This is a genomic window from Cupriavidus sp. WGlv3 (assembly GCF_023952475.1).
In the GTDB taxonomy this organism is placed as follows: Bacteria; Pseudomonadota; Gammaproteobacteria; order Burkholderiales; family Burkholderiaceae; genus Cupriavidus; species Cupriavidus phytorum.
Map to the genome: position 1 here is coordinate 60,213 of NZ_JALHRX010000006.1, position 17,884 is coordinate 78,096.

Here is a 17,884-nt window from a genome sequence, read left to right on the forward strand (position 1 = left end):
ATCTGCAAAGCCGGTATTGTGCAATATCGGCAAACGCAAGGGCTCGGCGCGCCGTGCGCGTGCCCGGCTACCGTTTCGACTTCTGGTAAGTGCCGATCAGTTCCGCCTTGGCCAGCATGTGGCCTTGCATCGCCCGCTCCAGGGTTGGCTTGTCCGGCTGGCCAATGTCCGGCAGCGCCACATCCAGCGCGTAGAGCTTGAAGACATAGCGGTGCCGGCCGATCGGCGGACACGGGCCGCCGTAGCCAGTGCGCTGCCAGTCGTTGAGCCCCTGGCGCGTGCCGGCCGGCAGCCCGGCGCTGGCGATATCGGCGGGAAGTGCGGCGGCATCGGCCGGCAGGTTGTAGAGCAGCCAGTGGACCCAGGTCATCTTCGGCGCGGCGGGATCAGGTGCGTCCGGATCGTCGACGATCAGCGCCAGGCTTGCCGTGCCTTGCGGCAGGCCGGTCCAGGCCAGCGGCGGAGAAATATCGGCGCCCTCGCAGGTGTGCTGTGCCGGGATCTCGCCGCCCGGGGCAAATGCGGTCGATTGCAGCTGGAACGGCATACGGGCCTCGCTGGATGCAATGAGGGATGGCTCCAACTTAGGCCGGATCGGTGCCCCGCGCAAGGCAGCACGCGGCGATGGCGGCGGCTCGGTTTCGAGCACGGCCTTGAGCCGGCGCAGGGCTTCGGTGGACTCCGCCTGCAACTGCTCCCGCAGCATCAGCCGGTTGATCAACGCAAACAGCAGCGTCGGCGAACGGTAGCGGAATTCGCGTTCAAAGCGTGTGCGTTCGGCCGCCGGCGTCAGCGAGGGGGTGATGGCAGGCGTCAGCCGGTAGGTGATGGTGCCGACGCGCTGCCCGCCGGCCACGCCCTCGATCGACCACGTGCGCGGCCGCTGGCTTTCGATCACTGTCCAGACCACCACGCCGCCGCGCTGCGCCGCCATGAAGGTCTCGGCGACGCGTTCGCCGCGCTCCAGCGGGTGGTCGGTGGCGCCAGCGACGCCGAGCGAGGCCGGATGCCACGCGGGCCAGTGCCGCGGCGTCGCGACATAGTCGAAGACCTGCGCCAGCGGGCGCGCGATCACCACCTCGACATGGACGGCGGTGCGGTCAGACCATGGCAGCGGCGCCAGCAGCAGGCCCACGGTGACTGCGGCAAAGATAAATCCCCAGAGCAGTTTCCTGTGTCGGAGCATGGCGGCGGGACCGGACGCAACCAGGACGCACCCGTGCATCCCTTGCGCATGGCGCGATGCTTACAGTGTAGTGACTGCCCGGCATCGCGCCAGTCCCGTGCGTGGCCTAGCGCGCCACCGGAGCGGCGGCGCCCTCGGCCGCGGGCGCGGGCGCCGCGGCCACGGTTTCCGGCAGGGGACCCCAGCCCCCGCCCAGCCGGCGCACCAGCGACACCGTGGCAGCCGCGCGCAGGCCGGCAACCTGGTTGGCCTCGCGCTGCGACTGCAGCACGGTGCGGTCGGCATCGATCACCGTCAGGTAGTCGACTGCGCCCGCGTCATAGCGGCTGCGCGAAATCCGCGCCGCGCGCCTGGCGCCACCGAGTGCGCTGTCCAGCGCGCCGGCCTGCTGGCTGAGCCAGCGTACGTCCGCGAGGCTGTCTTCCACCTCACGGAACGCCACCAGCACGGTCTGGCGGTAGCTTGCCACCGTTTCCTCGTGGGCGGCGCGGGCGCCGGCCAGGTTGGCACTGTTGCGGCCGCCGTCGAACACGGTCTGCGCGATGCTGGAGCCGATCAGCGGCCCAAGCATCCAGGTACGCGAGGACCACTTGAACAGGTTGGACAGGTCGGCCGATTCAAAGCCGAACAACCCGGTCAGCGTGATGCGCGGGAAAAACGCCGCCTTGGCCACGCCGATGCGCGCATTGGCCGCCGCCATCTGACGCTCGGCCGCGGCGATGTCCGGGCGCCGCTCCAGCAGCTCGGACGGCAGCCCGGCGGGGATCGCCACCGGTGCGGCATCGAACGGCTTTGCCGGCAGCGAGAACGCCGCCGGCGGCACGCCGGTCAGCACCGCCAGCGCATGCTCCTGGTTGGCGCGGCGGCGCTCGATGCCGGCCAGGTCCGCGCGCGCGGTGCCGAGTTCCGCCTCGGCACGGGCGGGGTCGAGGTCAGTAGTCTCGCCGGCGTCATAGCGCTTCTTCAGCAGCGACAGCGCATCCTCGCGCAGCCTGATGGTGGCGTTGAGCAGGTTGCGCTCGCTGTCCAGCGTGCGCAGCGCGAAATACGCCTGCGCCACGTCGGCCTGCAGCGCCAGCTGCACCGAGCGGTACAGGTCTTCCGCGGCCTCGCCTTCGGCGCGGGCGGCGTTGACGCTGGACGCGACGCGGCCGAACAGGTCCAGCTCATAGCTGGCGAAGGCGCGCGCCTTCAGCACCGTCTGCGGCGGCACGCGGGTGCCGTCGGGCAGGCCCTGCGAGGCCGCCGATGGCTGCGAGCGGGTCGGGTCCAGCCCCACGCTCAGCTGCGGATAGAGGTCCGCCTCGGTGGCACCGGTGAAGGCGCGCGCCTGCTTCAGGCGGGCCGCGGCGATGGCGAGGTCCTGGTTGGACTCGCCGGCGGCTGCGATCAGGCGGTCCAGTTCGGCGTCGCCGAAGATCTTCCACCATTCGCCGCGATGCTGGCCCTCGGCCGGCGTCGCGGTCTTCCATTGCGCGCCTTCGGCCTGGGCCGCCTCGGCTTCCTTGAAGGCCGGCACGGTGGCCGTCTCCGGCACCTTGTAGGTCGGCGCGAGCGAGCAGCCGGCCAGGATCAGCGCGGCGGCCAGCGTCGCCAGTTTCGGCAACCAGTAGTTTGTTGTCGACATTGCAGGGGCATTCATGTTGATCACCATTATTCAGCCGATGCGGTCAGGCGGGCGGAGCCCTGCTCCTGCGTCGCCGCGCGGCGCTGGCCACGCGTGGCCAGCAGTCGCAGCGCCACGTAGAACACCGGCGTCAGGAACAGCCCGAAGAAGGTCACGCCAAGCATGCCGGCGAACACCGCCACGCCCATCGCATGGCGCATCTCGGCGCCGGCGCCGGTGGAGATCACCAGCGGCACCACGCCCATGATGAACGCGAACGACGTCATCAGGATCGGGCGCAGGCGCAGGCGGCTGGCCTCGATCGCGGCCTGCACCACGGTGCGGCCGTGATGCTCCAGCTCGCGCGCAAACTCGACGATCAGGATCGCGTTCTTCGCTGACAAGCCCACCAGCACGATAAAGCCGATCTGCGTGAAGATGTTGTTGTCGCCCTGCGTCAGCCACACCCCGGTCATTGCCGCCAGCAGGCTCATCGGCACGATCAGGATCACCGCCAGCGGCAGCGTCAGGCTCTCGTACTGGGCAGCCAGCACCAGGAACACCAGCAGCACGCACAGCGGGAAGATCCAGATCCCGGCATTGCCGGCCAGGATGTCCTGGTAGGTCAGCTCGGTCCATTCGAACTTGATGCCCTTGGGCAGCGTTTCCGCGGCGATGCGCTCGGCGGCGGCCTGCGCCTGGCCCGACGAGAAGCCCGGCGCGGGCCCGCCGTTCATGTCGGCGGCGGTAAAGCCGTTGTAGCGCACCACGCTGTCCGGACCGAAGCCCTGCCTGACCTGCACCAGCGACGACAGCGGCACCATGTCGCCGGCGGCGTTGCGCGTCTTCAGCTGCAGGATGTCCTCGGCATGGGCGCGGAACGGCGCGTCGGCCTGCACCTTGACCTGGTAGGTCCGGCCGAACTTGTTGAAGTCATTGACGTACGCCGAGCCCAGGTAGGTCTGCAGCGTGTCGAACACATCCGTCACCGGCACGCCCAGCTGCTTGGCCTTGACGCGGTCCAGCCTGACGTCGAGCTGCGGCACGTTGACCTGGTAGTTGCTGAAGATGCCGGTCAGCTCGGGCGTGGCGCGCGCCTTGTTGGCGAACGCATTGGTGGCCTCGAACAGCGCGTCATAGCCCAGCGCGGCACGGTCCTCGATCATCAGCTTGAAGCCGCCGATGGTGCCCAGGCCCTGCACGGGCGGCGGCGGGAACACCGCGATGAAGGCGTCCTGGATCGCCGCGTACTTCTGGTTCAGATCGGCCGCGATGGCCGCGCCACCCAGCTCGGCGCTCTTGCGGTCCTCGAACGGCTTGAGCGTGGCGAACACGATGCCGGCGCTCGGGCTGTTGGTGAAGCCGTTGATCGACAGGCCCGGGAAGGCCACCGCGGATTCCACGCCCGGATGCTTGAGCGCGATGTCGCTCATCTTGCGGATCACGTCTTCGGTGCGGTCCAGCGTGGCACCGTCAGGCAGCTTGGCAAAGCCCACCAGGTACTGCTTGTCCTGCGCCGGCACGAAGCCCTTGGGCACCAGCTGGAACACGCCCCAGGTCAGCGCCAGCATCACCGCATAGACGCCGAACACCGAGCCCTTGCGGCGGATCACGCCCTTCACGCCGCGGCCGTAGCTCTCGGCGCTGCGGCCGAAGAACTTGTTGAAGCGCTTGAAGAAGCCGCCAAAGACGCGGTCCATCCAGCGCGACAGCCAGTCCTTGGGCGCGTCGTGGCTCTTGAGCAGCAGCGCCGACAGCGCCGGCGACAGCGTCAGCGAGTTGAACGCCGAGATGATGGTCGAGATCGAGATGGTCAGCGCGAACTGCTTGTAGAACTGCCCGGTCAGGCCGGTCATGAAGGCCAGCGGCACGAACACGGCGATCAGCGTCAGCGCGATGGCGATGATGGGGCCGCTGACCTCGCGCATGGCCTTGTAGGTGGCCTCCTTCGGCGTCAGCCCTTCCTCGATATTGCGCTCGACGTTCTCCACCACCACGATCGCGTCATCGACCACGATGCCGATCGCCAGCACCAGCCCGAACAAAGACAGCGCATTGATCGAAAAGCCGAACAGGTGCATCAGCCCGAAGGTACCGACGATCGACACCGGCACCGCCAGCAGCGGGATGATCGACGCGCGCCAGGTCTGCAGGAACAGGATCACCACCAGCACCACCAGTGCAATCGCCTCGAACAGCGTGTGCGTCACCGCCTCGATCGAATGGCGCACGAACTGCGTCGGGTCATAGACGATGCTGTAGTCGATGCCGTCGGGGAAGTTCTGCTTCAGCTCTTCCATGGTCTTGCGCACGTCATCCGAGATCTGGATGGCGTTGGAGCCCGGTGCCTGGAAGATCGGAATCGCCACCGCCGGCTTGTTGTCGAGCAGCGAGCGCAATGCGTATTCCGACGCGCCCAGCTCGATCCGGGCGACGTCCTTCAGGTAGGTCACGGCGCCGTCGGCGGAGGTGCGCACGACGATATCGCCGAACTCTTCCACCGTGCTCAGGCGGCCCTGCGCGTTGACCGACAGCTGCAGGTCTGCGCCCGGCAGCGACGGCGACTGGCCGATCACGCCGGCCGCCACCTGCACGTTCTGCTCGCGGATGGCCTTGATCACGTCGCCGGTGGCAAGCTGGCGCTCGGCCATCTTCTCCGGGTTGAGCCACACGCGCATGGCGTAGTCGCCCGAGCCGAACAGCTGCACCTGGCCCACGCCCTGCAGCCGCGCCAGCCGGTCCTTGACGTTGATCACCGCGTAGTTGCGCAGGTAGGTCATGTCATAGCGGTCGTTGGGCGAGACCAGGTGGACCACCATGGTCAGGTCCGGCGAGCTCTTGACCGTGGTGATGCCCAGCCGCCGCACGTCTTCCGGCAGCCGCGGCTCGGCCTGCGAGACGCGGTTCTGCACCAGCTGCTGGGCCTTGTCCGGGTCGGTGCCCAGCTTGAAGGTCACGGTCAGCGTGAGCAGGCCGTCGCTGTTGGACTGCGAAGACATGTACAGCATGTCCTCGACGCCGTTGATCTGCTCTTCCAGCGGCGACGCCACGGTTTCGGCGATCACCTTGGGGTTGGCGCCCGGATACTGCGCGCGCACCACCACCGACGGCGGCACCACTTCCGGGTACTCCGAGATCGGCAGCTTGAACATCGAGATGGCGCCGATCAGGAAGATCAGCACCGACAGCACCCCCGCGAAGATGGGGCGGTCGATAAAGAATTTTGAGAGATTCATGTTGGTCTCTGCTAAAAGCGCTCCCCTGGCGGCCCGCTCGTGGCGGGCACCATCAATAGCCTGGGGACGATGCAAAACTAGGGGCGCAGGGTGTGCGGGCTTAACTCACCGGCTTCACGTCCGCGTCGCCCTTCTCGCTCGCGGCCTGCTTGCGGTCGGGCGCTGCCGGGCGCGGTTCCAGTTCGCTGCGGTAGGCCATGGTCACCGCCTTGGGCTGCACCGTGTCGCCCGGCCGCACGCGCTGCAGCCCGTTGACGACGATGTTCTCGCCCGGCTTCAGCCCCTTGCGGATCACGCGCAGGCCTTCATAGTTGGGCCCCAGCTCGACTTCGCGGTAGACCAGCTTGTTGGCCTTGTCGACCACCAGCACGAACTTCTTGCCCTGATCGGTGCCGACCGCCCGGTCGTTGACCAGCACCGCCGCATGCGGCGCGCCGCCGCCCATCTTGACCTTGGCGTACAGGCCCGGCAGCAGGCGGCCGTCATCGTTATCGAACACCGCGCGCACGCGGATGGTGCCGCTGCGGGTATCGAGCCGGTTATCGACCGACTGGATCTTGCCCTGGTGCGGGTGGCCGTCTTCGTTGGCCAGGCCCAGGAAGACCGGCAGGTTGGCCTGTCCGCCGCCAGCGCCGGGAGCGGTGTAGCGCAGGTAGCTCTGCTCGTCGATCTCGAAGCTGGCATAGATCGGCGACACCGACACCACGGTGGTCAGCGGCGGCGTTGCCACGCCGGGCGCCACCAGGTTGCCGACCGTGATCTCGGCGCGCGACACGCGGCCGGACACCGGCGCGGTGATGCGGGTGTAGGCCAGGTTCAGACGCGCGGTTTCCAGCTGCGCCTGCGCGGCGCGCACGTTGGCGCCGGTTTCGCGCGCGGCATGGATGCGCTCGTCGAACTCGCGCCGCGAGATCGCGTTGTCGTCCAGCAGGCGCTGGGCGCGCTCGCCTTCGCTCTTGGCGTGGGCCGCGCGCACCTGCGCCGCGGCCAGCGCGGCCTCGGCGCGTGCCACCTCCGCGGCATAAGGCCGCGGGTCGATGGTGAAGAGCGGATCGCCCTTCTTCACCAGCGCGCCTTCGCGGAAGTGCACGGCGTCGATGGTGCCGCCCACGCGCGGGCGGATTTCGACCCGGTCCACCGCTTCCAGGCGGCCGGAGAATTCATCCCACTCGGTGATGGTCTGTCCGACCACCGCGGCCACCTCGATGGCCGGCGCCGGCGGCGGCGTGTTGGCGTGGGCTTCGCCGCTGTGCCACGGGCGCAGGATCGAACCGGCCACGCCGGCACCGAGCACCACGACGATGGCGAGGGCAATCAGGGTACGTCGCTTCTGCTGCTGCATTTCTCAAACTCCTGGATCGGGTTTTCTTCAACCGGAAAAGCAAATGGCCGAACGCCGCCTGCCGGTCCGCGCGGGCGGATCGGAACCATGGTCAAACTGATGGTCGGACTTGGGACCGCGCGCATCACGGCGCGCGCTGCGGTCCTGGCTCTGGCCGAAACAGAGCCGGCTGGCGGTTGTCTGGAGCGGCTCAGCCGGCGGGCCTGGCTCCAGGCCGGCTGGCGTTGGCGCCAGCGCAGCGTTCAGTCAAGGTGAGGTAGCGTCGGCCACGGCCAGACATCGCCGCAGGAACCGCGCCCCTTCGTCGACCCATGCCTGACAGCTGTCATGGGCCTCTTCCACGCCGTCGCCGCAGGCGCCGGGCATGATCATGGCTTGGGCGGGCACACCGGCCTTGCCCAGGCGCCCGGCGAAGGCTTCGCCTTCGGCACGCAGCGCGTCGTATTCGGCCACCTGCACCAGCGTGGGCGGCAGCCCGGCCAGGCGCGAGGCCAGCGCCGGCGCGGCATACGGATGCACCGTATCGGCCGGCGTCGGCAGGTAGTCGCGATAGTTGTCGGCCAGCCGGCGCAGCGTTTCCATCGGCACCGTGCCGCCGCCAAAGCCGGCGCAGGAGGCGTGCTGCAGGCACGGATCGGTCACCGGGCGGATCAGCCACTGGCCGCGCGGCTGGGCGGTACCGCGGTCGCGCAGCATCTGCGCCAGCGCGATCGCCAGGTTGCCGCCGGCTTCCTCGCCCACCAGCGCGAAGCGGGTCTTGTCGACCTTCAGGCGCCGGGCATTGCGCAACACCCATTGCACCGTGCTGTGCGCATCCTCGGGCGCTGCCGGGAACGGGTGGTCGGGCGCCAGCGAATACGCCGGCGTAACCACCACCGCGGGCACCGTCGTGGCCAGGTCCTGCACCAGGTGGCAGGCGTGCTCCAGGCCGCCGTCGACGAAGCCGCCGGCGTGCAGGTACACCAGCCACGGCAGCAGCGCGGCGCTGTCGATGCCCGGTGCCGGGTAGCCCGGCGGATAGCACACCCGCACCAGGATCTCGCGGCCGTCGCTGGTCACCGTGTGCTCGGCCACGCGCGCCTGTCCCGGCCCGGCTGCCGCGGGGGCATTGGCGGCGCTGGCGGCTGCGGAGCGTTGGCCTGGCTTCTGTGACATGGCATCGGCGCACGGCATGGACAATGCGCTTGAGTGTTGCGATGCAACGGATTATGGTGATTGACGAGGATGGGATAAAGCGAGAGATCGCCAATGCACTGTTCCGGGATTGGAATAATCGCAAACCGGCCTGTCATCTGTCTGCAAAATGAAATCCCCACGCATGACAAGGTCTTGGATTTTGTGATTCACTCCCGCTCTCGGCACGCGCGGCGGTTGGCCAGGCCGTTGCGCGCCCGGCCCGCGGGCAGGATTCTTGCGGCGCCGGACGCCTGACTGTACCCATGCCGGCATCGCGCCCAGCCAGCGCGCACCCAGTGCCAGCAGCCGGCAGACTCCCCATCACAATAACAAGACAGGCCGCGTGCGCCACGAGCGCCGGCGGCGCGCCGTTTCGGATCTATCGTCGGAACCTCATCATGGACCGTCTCGTATCAATGCAGGCATTCACCCGGGTCGTCGACGTCGGCAGCTTTGCGCGTGCCGCCGAATCGATGGACCTGCCCAAGGCCACGCTGACCCGCCTGATCCAGAACCTGGAGACCCACCTCGGCGTGAAGCTGCTGCACCGGACCACGCGCCGCATCAGCGTGACCAACGACGGCGCCGCGTACTACGAGCGTTGCGTGCGCATCCTGGCCGATGTCGAGGAGGCCGAGCAGTCGCTGACGCGCCAGAACAATTCGCCGCGCGGCACGCTGTCGGTCGACACCACCGCCGGGCTGGCGCAACTGGTGCTGGTGCCGCACCTGCATGAATTCTTCCAGGCCTATCCGGACCTGAAGCTGGAGCTGACCATCAACGGCAAGCCGATCGACCTGCTGCAGGAAGGCGTCGATGTGGTGCTGCGCGTCGGCATTCCGCTGGACGAAGCCATGGTGGCCCGCCGCATCGGCCACGTGCAGCTGGCGTTCTACGCCTCGCCGATCTACCTGAACCGCAGCGGCACGCCGCGCGACCTGGCCGAACTGGCACAGCACAAGGCGGTCAATTTCCTGTCCAACCGCACCGGCCGGGAAATGCCGTGGCCGCTGGCGCGCGGTACCGAGCGCGGCGAGGTGCTGCTGCCCTCCGCCATTTCCACCAATGACGCCGATGTCTACCTCGGCTGCGCGCTGGAAGGCCACGGCATCGCCCGCATCTCGCGCGCCATGGCCGAGCCCTATGTGGCCAGCGGCCGGCTGGTGGAGATCCTGCCCGACTGGCAGACCGATGAACTGCCAATCTCGGCGATGTACCCGCAGAACCGGCACCTGTCGGCCAAGGTGCGGGTGTTCGTGAACTGGGCTGCGGAGCTGTTCTCGCGTCATCCGCATTTTGGTGCGGCACAGCAGCCGCTGCCCGTGGCGGCCTGAATGTTTGCGTGGCCGATCTGCGTGACTAACATGCGCTGGCGCGATCCGCCAGCGGCGCGTATGCCCGGCGGCAGGTAGGACAAAACCGGAAATCGGTTCAGCGGCAGCCGACCTATACTGTTTCTTCCGAAATCACGACAAGAAGAGGATTCCGATGAAACAAGTGCTCCTCCCCCTGGCGGCGTGCATTGCCGCAACCATGGCACTGGCCGGTTGCGCCGGCTCCGGCATGCCTTCGTCGTCCGCGGCCCAGCCGTCCGCCACCGGCGCCACCAGCGGTGCCCGGGCTTCGGCCACGCTGCAGCCCAAGAGCGGCTCCAACACCGCGGGCACCGTTAGCTTCCAGCAGCAGCCCGGCGGCGTGATGATGACCGCCGCGATTACCGGGCTGCCGCCCAATTCGGTCCACGGCTTCCACGTCCACGAGAAGGGCGACTGCTCCGCGCCTGACGCGATGAGCGCGGGCGGCCATTTCAACCCGACCGGCAAGCCCCACGGGCAGATGACCATGCCGGACCACCATGCCGGCGACATGAACAACGTCACCGCCGATGCCAACGGCAACGTGCGCGTCAGCATGCTGCTGCCGTCGCTGTCGGTAGGCACCGGCGCCAACAGCGTGATCGGCCGCGCGGTGGTCGTGCATAAGGATCCGGACGACTACAAGACGCAGCCCACCGGCAATGCCGGCGGGCGCGTTGCCTGCGGCGTGGTGGCGGGGTCCTGAGCAGCGCACGCACGGTCGGCGCGCCCGCGTGCCGGCCTGCGTGAATCGCGACACCCCCGGCGCGGCATGGCAACATGGCGGCATCGCCGCAACCACGGGGTGAGCAACCGGTCCGCCCTGACCCCTGATGCCATTGCCGACAGACGCCGCCTTCGTTCCCCACCGCCGCCTGCGCGCCAGCTCGCTGATGCTATGCTGCGCCGCCCTGCTCGGCGGCTGCGCGCTGCCGCCGCTGCATCCCCGCACCGAATCCTCTGCGCTGACCCCGACCGAAGCCCAGGCCACGCCGCTGGGCCGGGCAGTGGCCGGCGAAGTGGCGCGCCACCCGGGGCTGAGCGGCGTCCACCCGCTGGAAAACGCCTACGCCGCCTTCGCCGCGCGCGTGCACCTGGCCCGTACCGCGCAGCGAACGCTCGACGTGCAGTACTACATCTGGCGCGACGACCTGACCGGCACGCTGCTGCTGGAGGCCCTGCATGAGGCCGCCGACCGTGGCGTGCGCGTGCGCCTGCTGCTCGATGACAACGGCATTGCCGGCATGGACGAACTGCTGGCCGCGATGGACGCACACCCGCAGGTCGAAGTGCGCCTCTTCAACCCATTCGTGATCCGCCACCCCAAGGCACTCAATTTCCTGACGGATTTCCGGCGCCTGAACCGGCGCATGCACAACAAGTCGTTCACCGCCGACGGCGTTGCCACCATCATCGGCGGGCGCAATATCGGCGACGAGTACTTCGGCGCCACCGACGGCGTGCTGTTCGCCGACCTCGACGTGATTGCCGTCGGCCCCGCGGCCGGCGAGGTGGCACAGGATTTCGACCGCTACTGGTCCAGCGCCTCGGCCTACCCGGTGGACCGGCTGCTACCGCCGGTCAGCGTGGAGCGGCTGCAGGCGCTGGTCGGGCACGCCCGCGAGGTCGAGCGCAATCCGGCCGCTGCGGCTTACCTTGCCGCGGTGCGTGAACTGCCCGACGTGCAGCGGATGCTGGACGGCACGCTGCAGTTCCAGTGGGCAAGCACGCGCATGGTCAGCGACAACCCCGCCAAGGCGCTGGGCGAAGCCTCGCACAGCACGCTGGTAGTGCATCAGCTGCGCGAAATCCTGGGCGAGCCGCAGCGCGAACTCGATCTGATCTCGCCCTACTTCGTGCCTTCGAGCGGCGGCACCTCTTTTTTTACCGACATGGCCAGGCGCGGCGTCGCGGTACGCGTGCTGACCAATGCGCTGGAGGCCACCGACGTGGCCGCCGTGCATTCCGGTTATGCCAAGCGGCGCAAGGCGCTGCTCGAGGCGGGTGTGGACCTGTACGAACTGCGGCGCGCGGCCGCGCCGCGCAAGAAGGAAGAGCGCGCCGGCCCTTTCGGCAGTTCGGGCTCCAGCCTGCACGCCAAGACCTTCGGGGTCGACGGCAGCCGGGTCTTCGTGGGCTCGTTCAATTTCGATCCGCGTTCGGCCATGCTCAACACCGAACTCGGCTTTATCATCGACAGCCCCGCGCTGGCGGGCCGGATCGAATCCACCTTCGCCAGCGTGGTCCCGCAAGCGGCCTATCAGGTCAGGCTGGACGAGACCGGCCGGCTCTACTGGCTGGAACGGCGCGGCGACGAAATCATCCGCCACGACACCGAGCCGAACACCAGCTGGTGGCGTCGGCTTGGGATCTGGTTCCTTTCGATCCTGCCGATCGAGTCGATGCTGTAGCGGCGCGGGCGTTCAGATCTGGTCGATCAGGCTGCGTACCACATCGGCCAGCCGGCCGGCCCGCTGGCGCCCCTTCTCGTCCAGCCCCATGCCGCTGCCGCCGGCCAGCGCCTTCAGGCCGAACAGTGCATCGCCCACGTCGCGCCAGGCCGGGAAATCGGCATGGATCTTCTCCAGTGCGGCGGCGCCCGCCGCCACCTGGGCGGGCGCGGGCGTATTGCCGGCCGCCAGGTCCTCCAGCGCCATGGCGGCGTCGACCAGGCCTTTGCGATTCATCTGCTGTCTCCCCGGAAGCTCTTTTGTCATGGCCGCCTGCATGGCGGCCATGACACTGTAGCAGGCCTGCCGCTGGCCTTTGCCGGGATGGGGGAAAGCCCGGGGGCCGGCCCGGTGGCGACGGCTCAGTTGCGGCCAATATCCTGCAGGATCCGCGTCATCAGGTACAGGCGCGGCACGATCGAATCCAGTTCGATGTATTCGTCGCGCGCGTGATAGCCGAAGCCGGCCAGGCCGAAGCTTTCCACCACCGCGGGCTTGCCCGAGCGGGCGGCATAGCTGGCGTCGGTGGCACCGCCGGTGCCTTCGGCCAGCGCCAGCGTGCGGCCGTCGAGTTCGGCATAGATTTCCTGTGCGCGCCTGGCAAGGGCGCGGCCGCGCGCATCGGCGACGAACGGCGGGCGGCCCTCTTCCATCGTCACCGTGGTGTGCGTGTCGGGCACCAGCTGGCTGGTCTTGACCTTGTCCTGCAGCGCCACCTTCAGCTTCTCGGCGGCACCGGCGGCCGTGGTGCGCACGTCGCCATAGGCCACGGCGCTTTCCGGGATCTGGTTGCGCACCGTGCCGGCCTGGGCCTGGGTCCAGTTCAGCTGCGAGCCCGGCACCAGGCTGGCCGCGTCGCGCGTCTGCTGCAGCTGGTGCGCCAGCTCCAGCAGCGCATTGCGGCCGCGCTCGGGCGCTGCGCCGGCGTGGGAGGCGCGGCCCTTGACCTGCATGGTGGCGGTGGCGGTGCCGGAGGCGCCCAGCAGCAGCGCCTCGGCCTTGACCACGTCCTTGGCCGCGGTGGGCTCGCACGACAGCACCACGTCATGCTGCGCGGCCAGCGTGGCAATGGTTTCGGCCGAACCGACCGAGCCGACCTCCTCGTCCGGGTTGAACAGCACCGTGATCTGCGCGTAGTCGCGCCAGCCCTGCTGCTTCAGGATCTCGAGCGAATGCAGGATCACGGCGATGCCGCCCTTGTCGTCGGCAATACCCGGGCCATAGAGCCGGTTGCCTTCCTCGCGGATCGGCTGCGTGGCAAGCGTGTTGTCGGGATAGACGGTGTCGAGGTGGGCAATCAGCATGACGCGGCGCTTGCCGGTGCCGGTCAAGGTGGCCTTGACCATGGTGCCCGGGCCCTTGGCTACGGGCAGCCGCTCCACCTTTGCGCCCAGCGCCTGCAGGCGCTTCTCGGTGTAGCTGGCCATCTGCGCCAGCCCCCGGGCATTGGCGCTGCCGGATTCGATCGACACCATCTCCTTGAGCGACTGCACGACCCTGGGCTGTGCGGCCTGCGCGGCGGACAGCAGCGCGGCATCGGGCTGCGCGGCAATGGCCGGCATGCCGGCCCCGGCAAGCGTCAGGGCAGCGGCAATGGCAACGTGGCGAACGGAAAACGGCATGGAATCTCCTCGGTGTGGTCTTGTTGGCGGTGCCGCGATCATGGCCGTTCGCCGCGGCACAACGGCACGATGCTAGTCCTTGCCAGCCACTATGGGGAGGTTCAATATCGCCAATCCGGATGCCGATCCCGCCACGGCGTTTCGGCATCCGATCCATCTTCAACCATTCGAACGCCTCAAGGCATGCCAGCCCCCACCGCCGCCATCGCGCCATCATCACAGAACGTCCCGCTGCATGTGCGCCTGCTGTGGCTGCCGCAAGCCATGCCCGGCAGCCTGTTCACCACGCTCGACGTGCTGCGCACGGTGGCCGGCGTGGCCAGCCTGCAGCGCCCCGGTGACGCGCCGACGCTGAGCTGGCAACTGTGCCGCGCCAACGGCCGCACACTGGCCACCGAGTTGCCGGGATTGGTATCGTCGACGCGGCGCGCACGCGTGCCAGGCAGCCGTACGCTGCTGGTCATTCCCGCGCTGCTGGCCAGCAATGCGCCGCAGCTGGGCGAACTGGTGCCGCGCGATGCCGCGGCGCTGCGCCTGGTGGAGCGCCATGCGCGCGCCGGCGGCTGGATCGCTGCGTGCGCGTCGGGGATGGTGCTGCCGCTGCAGCTCGGCCTGCTGGATGGCGCCAGCGTGGGGGCGCCGTGGATGTTCCAGAGCTGGATGGCGCGCCAGTACCCGCATTGCGATCTGACCAGCGACGCGGCCATGAGCGTGCACGGGCAGGTGTTTTCGTGCGTGGCGCCCGCGCTGCAGGTGGAATTCATGCTGCGCGTGCTGGGCCATCTGCACGACCCTGACCTGGCGCAGGCGGCGTCGCGGCTGATGCTGTTCCAGCCCGAACGCCAGCGCAGCGTGCCGGCGCTGGTGTCGCAACGCTGGCTCGGCCGCACCGCCGACAGCCCGGTCTACCGCGCCATCCAATGGCTGCGCGACCATGTGTCCGAGCCCTACCGGCTGGCCGCGGTGGCGCAGGCGGCGGCGGTCAGCGAACGCACCCTGCTGCGGCATTTCGGCCAGGTCACCGGCATGACGCCGCTGGATTACCTGCATAAGCTGCGCGTGGAGCGTGCCCGCATGCTGCTTGAGGTCACGCTGCACGGCACCCATGCCATTGCCGAGGCGTGCGGCTACAGCGACGCCGCGGCGTTCCGCCGGCTGTTCCAGCGCGCCACCGGCATGTCGATGTCGGACTACCGCGCCCGCTTTGCGCTGCGGGCGCGGCGGCGCTACTGGCGCATGGAAGATACCGCTGCAAAGCGCGCCGCGCACCGATAGCCGGTGCCGTGCCCGCGCTCAGGGGCGCAGCGAGATGTGGTTGACCACGTCCTCCACGCCCTGCACGTACCAGGCATCGCGCTCGGCCTGGCGGCGCGTGCGCTCGTTGTTGACGCAGCCCTCGAGCGTGACCACGCGGTCCTGCGTATGCGCGCTGACCTGGGCGGCATCGACGAAGGGGTCGGTCTCGAGCACCAGCATCAGCGCCTCGGTGATTTCATCGTCGCGGTCGGTCTCGGCGGGGGCCACCACCAGTTCGTTGACGACGCAGCGGCAGCCGCGCGACCACCACGCCAGCACGCCGGCCAGGCGCATGTGCGACAGGCTGATCACCTGGCCCCACAGCGTCACCACGCCGTCCTGCACCGCGACCTCGATCCAGCCGTTGCGTTCATTGACCGGTTCGCGCATGGCCTCTGGCTTGCCCTTGACGCGTGCGCAAATCTTGCAATTGTGGAATTCGACGGCATTGAGCAGGCGCTCGCACACCGCGTCGCGCAGTTCGCCGTCGCCGACCGGGACGCCGCCGTCGGCCACGCGCAGGTGGTCGATCACGCTGGTGACGCCGTCCACGCGGCGCAGCGTCGCCGCGGCCCGGGTCTTGTCGACGATATCGGCCACCTCGCCCTCGAGGATCAGCGCCCCGTCCGAGAGCCGCAGCTGGATGGTGGGATGGAGGACATGGCCCTGATAGGGCACATGGGCCAGGGCTGCGCGCGCCTGCGTCAGCACCGCTTCGCTACTCTGCATGTTGTCGCCTCGCCGGTTGGTCTGGAGATGGAAGGATGCGCGCCCCTGCCTGCAGGCGCGCGGGAGCGGCGCCGCGGCCTCCTTCACCCCCGGGACCCCGGCAACCGCTTCCTCATTATAGGAAGCGGTCCGCCGCGGGCGCCGACCGCCACCGGCCGGCCCATCCGTGCCGGCAGGGACTCAGGCGCCCGCCGCCTCGCGCGCGCGGGCGACTTCCTGGTTGCGCAGGATAAAGCGCTGGACCTTGCCGCTGGGGGTCTTGGGGAGTTCGGCGACGAACTCGATCTCGCGCGGATAGGCATGCGCGGCCAGGCGCGTGCGCACGTGCAGGCGCAGCGTCTCCGCCAGTTCTGGCGAGCCCTGATGGTGCGGGTCCAGCACCACGAAGGCCTTGATCAGCTCGGTGCGCTCGGGGTCGGGCTTGCCGATCACCGCGGCCTCAACCACCGCCGGGTGCTCGATCAGCGCGCTTTCCACGTCGAACGGCCCCACCCGGTAACCGGAGGTAGTGATGACGTCGTCGGCGCGGCCGATAAAGCTGATGCTGCCGTCGTCATTGAGCTCCGCGGAATCGCCGGTCAGGTAGTAGTCGCCGGCAAAGGCGCTGGTGGGCGTGCCGTGGTAGCCGCCGAACCAGCACATCGGCGAGCGCTTCAGGTCCAGCGCCAGTGTGCCCGGCTGGCCGGGCGGCAGTTCGCGCAGCGCGTCGTCGACCACCACCACGCGGTGCCCGGGGCTGGCAAAGCCAGCCGCACCCATGCGCACCGGGTGGGCCAGGGCGTGGTGGTTGCACAGCACCATGCCCAGCTCGGTCTGGCCATAGTGGTCGTGGATGGTGACGCCCAGTTCGCTGGCGAACCAGCGGATCACTTCCGGATTGAGCGGCTCGCCGGCGCTGCTGACGGCACGCAGCTGCCCGCGCAGCGGCCCGGACACGGCCTCGCCCGCCGCAATCAGCAGCCGGTAGGCCGTGGGCGAGCCGGCCAGGTTGGTGATGCCGTATTTGCGGATGACGCGGCAGGTGCTGTCGACCGTGAACGGGCCGTCGTAGAACGTGGTGGCATGGCCCAGCGACAGCGGCCCGGTGACGGCGTAGTACAGGCCGTAGGCCCAGCCCGGATCGGCCAGGTTCCAGAACGCGTCGTCGTCGCGCAGGTCGACCGCGTCGCGCATATAGCCGGCAAACGCGGCAATGGCCTTGAGCGGCACCAGCAGCGGCTTGGCCGGGCCGGTGGTGCCGGAGGTGAACATCATCAGGAAGGGGTCGTCGCCGCGCCGCATCACGGGCGCGAACGATGCCGGCTGGCGTGCCAGCTCGGCCCGGAAACTGAAGTCGCCCGCGTTCAGAGCGTGTTGCTCCGCGCTCCCCTGGGTGCCGGTCACCGTGACGATGGCGGGACAGCCGGCCACCTCGTCCAGCTTGGGCCGGTTGGCCGTATCGGTGACCACCACCTTTGCCCCCGACGCATTGAGCCGGTGCTCGATGGCCTTGGGGCCGAAGGCGGTAAACAGTGGCTGGTACACGGCCCCGGCGCGCCACGTGCCAAGGATCGTCACCAGCAGTTCCGCGTTGCGCGGCAGCAGGCCCGCGACGCGGTCGCCCGGCTGCACGCCCTGTGCCTTCAGGAAGCCCGCGAACTGTGCCGACAGCACCTGCAGTTCGGCGAAGGTCCAGCTGCGCGCATCGCCGTTGCGCCCTTCCCAGTTCAGCGCAATGCGGCCAGGCTGTGCGTGCCGGTCGCAGCATTCGACGCAGGCGTTGATCGCCGCCAGACTGCCGTGCAGTTGCCGGGCCACGGCGTCGTCATAGGAAAATCCGTCAAAAGCTTGGGCGTAGTCGCGCATGGGGTCTCCTGGATCCGGCTTGTGCCTTGTAGTCGGTGGCC

Annotated in this window: 13 protein-coding genes; 4 read left to right on the top strand and 9 right to left on the bottom strand. The window is 69.0% G+C overall.

Annotated elements, in window-relative coordinates; translation table 11 throughout:
• Positions 1-67: 67 nt before the first annotated feature.
• The 5 genes from MKD38_RS12705 to MKD38_RS12725 form a co-directional block, all read right to left on the bottom strand.
• Positions 68-1,186, bottom strand: coding sequence for a YbhB/YbcL family Raf kinase inhibitor-like protein (locus MKD38_RS12705; protein WP_252677286.1), 1,119 nt, complete (start codon positions 1,184-1,186; stop codon positions 68-70).
• A 106-nt stretch (positions 1,187-1,292) separates the two neighbouring features.
• Entirely contained in the window at positions 1,293-2,828 is a 1,536-nt protein-coding gene (locus MKD38_RS12710; protein WP_252677288.1) for an efflux transporter outer membrane subunit, read from the bottom strand.
• A gap of 11 nt (positions 2,829-2,839) precedes the next feature.
• Positions 2,840-6,028 (bottom strand): efflux RND transporter permease subunit, encoded by a 3,189-nt coding sequence (locus tag MKD38_RS12715; protein ID WP_252677291.1) that lies wholly within the window; start codon positions 6,026-6,028, stop codon positions 2,840-2,842.
• Between the two features lie 100 nt (positions 6,029-6,128).
• Positions 6,129-7,370: an efflux RND transporter periplasmic adaptor subunit gene (locus tag MKD38_RS12720; RefSeq protein ID WP_252677293.1), complete on the bottom strand. Its 1,242-nt coding sequence runs from the start codon at positions 7,368-7,370 to the stop codon at positions 6,129-6,131.
• Positions 7,371-7,616: 246 nt separating this feature from the next.
• The gene (locus tag MKD38_RS12725) at positions 7,617-8,525 is read right to left on the bottom strand and encodes an alpha/beta hydrolase (RefSeq protein WP_252677295.1); all 909 of its coding nucleotides are present in this window, start codon (positions 8,523-8,525) and stop codon (positions 7,617-7,619) included.
• Positions 8,526-8,944: 419 nt separating this feature from the next.
• On the opposite strand from MKD38_RS12725, the gene MKD38_RS12730 reads away from it, so the two are divergent.
• The 3 genes from MKD38_RS12730 (at position 8,945) to MKD38_RS12740 (ending at position 12,312) form a co-directional block, all read left to right on the top strand.
• Complete coding sequence (locus MKD38_RS12730) at positions 8,945-9,880, top strand: LysR family transcriptional regulator (RefSeq protein WP_252677297.1); 936 nt, start codon at positions 8,945-8,947, stop codon at positions 9,878-9,880.
• A gap of 154 nt (positions 9,881-10,034) precedes the next feature.
• Complete coding sequence (locus tag MKD38_RS12735) at positions 10,035-10,607, top strand: superoxide dismutase family protein (protein WP_252677299.1); 573 nt, start codon at positions 10,035-10,037, stop codon at positions 10,605-10,607.
• A gap of 127 nt (positions 10,608-10,734) precedes the next feature.
• On the top strand, positions 10,735-12,312 hold the full coding sequence (locus MKD38_RS12740; protein WP_252677302.1) for a phospholipase D family protein: 1,578 nt from the start codon (positions 10,735-10,737) through the stop codon (positions 12,310-12,312).
• Between the two features lie 12 nt (positions 12,313-12,324).
• Here the strand turns inward: MKD38_RS12740 and MKD38_RS12745 are convergent, their stop codons facing one another.
• Together MKD38_RS12745 and MKD38_RS12750 are read right to left on the bottom strand one after the other, a co-directional pair.
• A complete protein-coding gene (locus tag MKD38_RS12745) occupies positions 12,325-12,588 on the bottom strand; it encodes a hypothetical protein (RefSeq protein ID WP_115713445.1) in 264 nt (87 codons plus the stop codon).
• A gap of 125 nt (positions 12,589-12,713) precedes the next feature.
• Entirely contained in the window at positions 12,714-13,973 is a 1,260-nt protein-coding gene (locus MKD38_RS12750) for a M20/M25/M40 family metallo-hydrolase (protein WP_252677304.1), read from the bottom strand.
• Between the two features lie 183 nt (positions 13,974-14,156).
• On the opposite strand from MKD38_RS12750, the gene MKD38_RS12755 reads away from it, so the two are divergent.
• Entirely contained in the window at positions 14,157-15,248 is a 1,092-nt protein-coding gene (locus MKD38_RS12755) for a GlxA family transcriptional regulator (protein ID WP_252677306.1), read from the top strand.
• A gap of 18 nt (positions 15,249-15,266) precedes the next feature.
• On the opposite strand, the gene MKD38_RS12760 is transcribed toward MKD38_RS12755, so the two are convergent.
• Entirely contained in the window at positions 15,267-15,998 is a 732-nt protein-coding gene (locus MKD38_RS12760) for a BON domain-containing protein (RefSeq protein WP_252677307.1), read from the bottom strand.
• A 180-nt stretch (positions 15,999-16,178) separates the two neighbouring features.
• Positions 16,179-17,843, bottom strand: coding sequence for an AMP-binding protein (locus MKD38_RS12765; RefSeq protein WP_252677308.1), 1,665 nt, complete (start codon positions 17,841-17,843; stop codon positions 16,179-16,181).
• Between the last annotated feature and the right edge of the window lie 41 nt (positions 17,844-17,884).

Excerpts from the sequence above, each read along its gene's own strand:
- MKD38_RS12705 (WP_252677286.1), bottom strand. The coding sequence starts at position 1,186 with ATGCTCCGACACAGGAAACTGCTCTGGGGATTTATCTTTGCCGCAGTC.
- MKD38_RS12710 (WP_252677288.1), bottom strand. The coding sequence starts at position 2,828 with ATGAATGCCCCTGCAATGTCGACAACAAACTACTGGTTGCCGAAACTG.
- MKD38_RS12715 (WP_252677291.1), bottom strand. The coding sequence starts at position 6,028 with ATGAATCTCTCAAAATTCTTTATCGACCGCCCCATCTTCGCGGGGGTG.
- MKD38_RS12720 (WP_252677293.1), bottom strand. The coding sequence starts at position 7,370 with ATGCAGCAGCAGAAGCGACGTACCCTGATTGCCCTCGCCATCGTCGTG.
- MKD38_RS12725 (WP_252677295.1), bottom strand. The coding sequence starts at position 8,525 with ATGTCACAGAAGCCAGGCCAACGCTCCGCAGCCGCCAGCGCCGCCAAT.
- MKD38_RS12730 (WP_252677297.1), top strand. The coding sequence starts at position 8,945 with ATGGACCGTCTCGTATCAATGCAGGCATTCACCCGGGTCGTCGACGTC.
- MKD38_RS12735 (WP_252677299.1), top strand. The coding sequence starts at position 10,035 with ATGAAACAAGTGCTCCTCCCCCTGGCGGCGTGCATTGCCGCAACCATG.
- MKD38_RS12740 (WP_252677302.1), top strand. The coding sequence starts at position 10,735 with ATGCCATTGCCGACAGACGCCGCCTTCGTTCCCCACCGCCGCCTGCGC.
- MKD38_RS12745 (WP_115713445.1), bottom strand. The coding sequence starts at position 12,588 with ATGAATCGCAAAGGCCTGGTCGACGCCGCCATGGCGCTGGAGGACCTG.
- MKD38_RS12750 (WP_252677304.1), bottom strand. The coding sequence starts at position 13,973 with ATGCCGTTTTCCGTTCGCCACGTTGCCATTGCCGCTGCCCTGACGCTT.
- MKD38_RS12755 (WP_252677306.1), top strand. The coding sequence starts at position 14,157 with ATGCCAGCCCCCACCGCCGCCATCGCGCCATCATCACAGAACGTCCCG.
- MKD38_RS12760 (WP_252677307.1), bottom strand. The coding sequence starts at position 15,998 with ATGCAGAGTAGCGAAGCGGTGCTGACGCAGGCGCGCGCAGCCCTGGCC.
- MKD38_RS12765 (WP_252677308.1), bottom strand. The coding sequence starts at position 17,843 with ATGCGCGACTACGCCCAAGCTTTTGACGGATTTTCCTATGACGACGCC.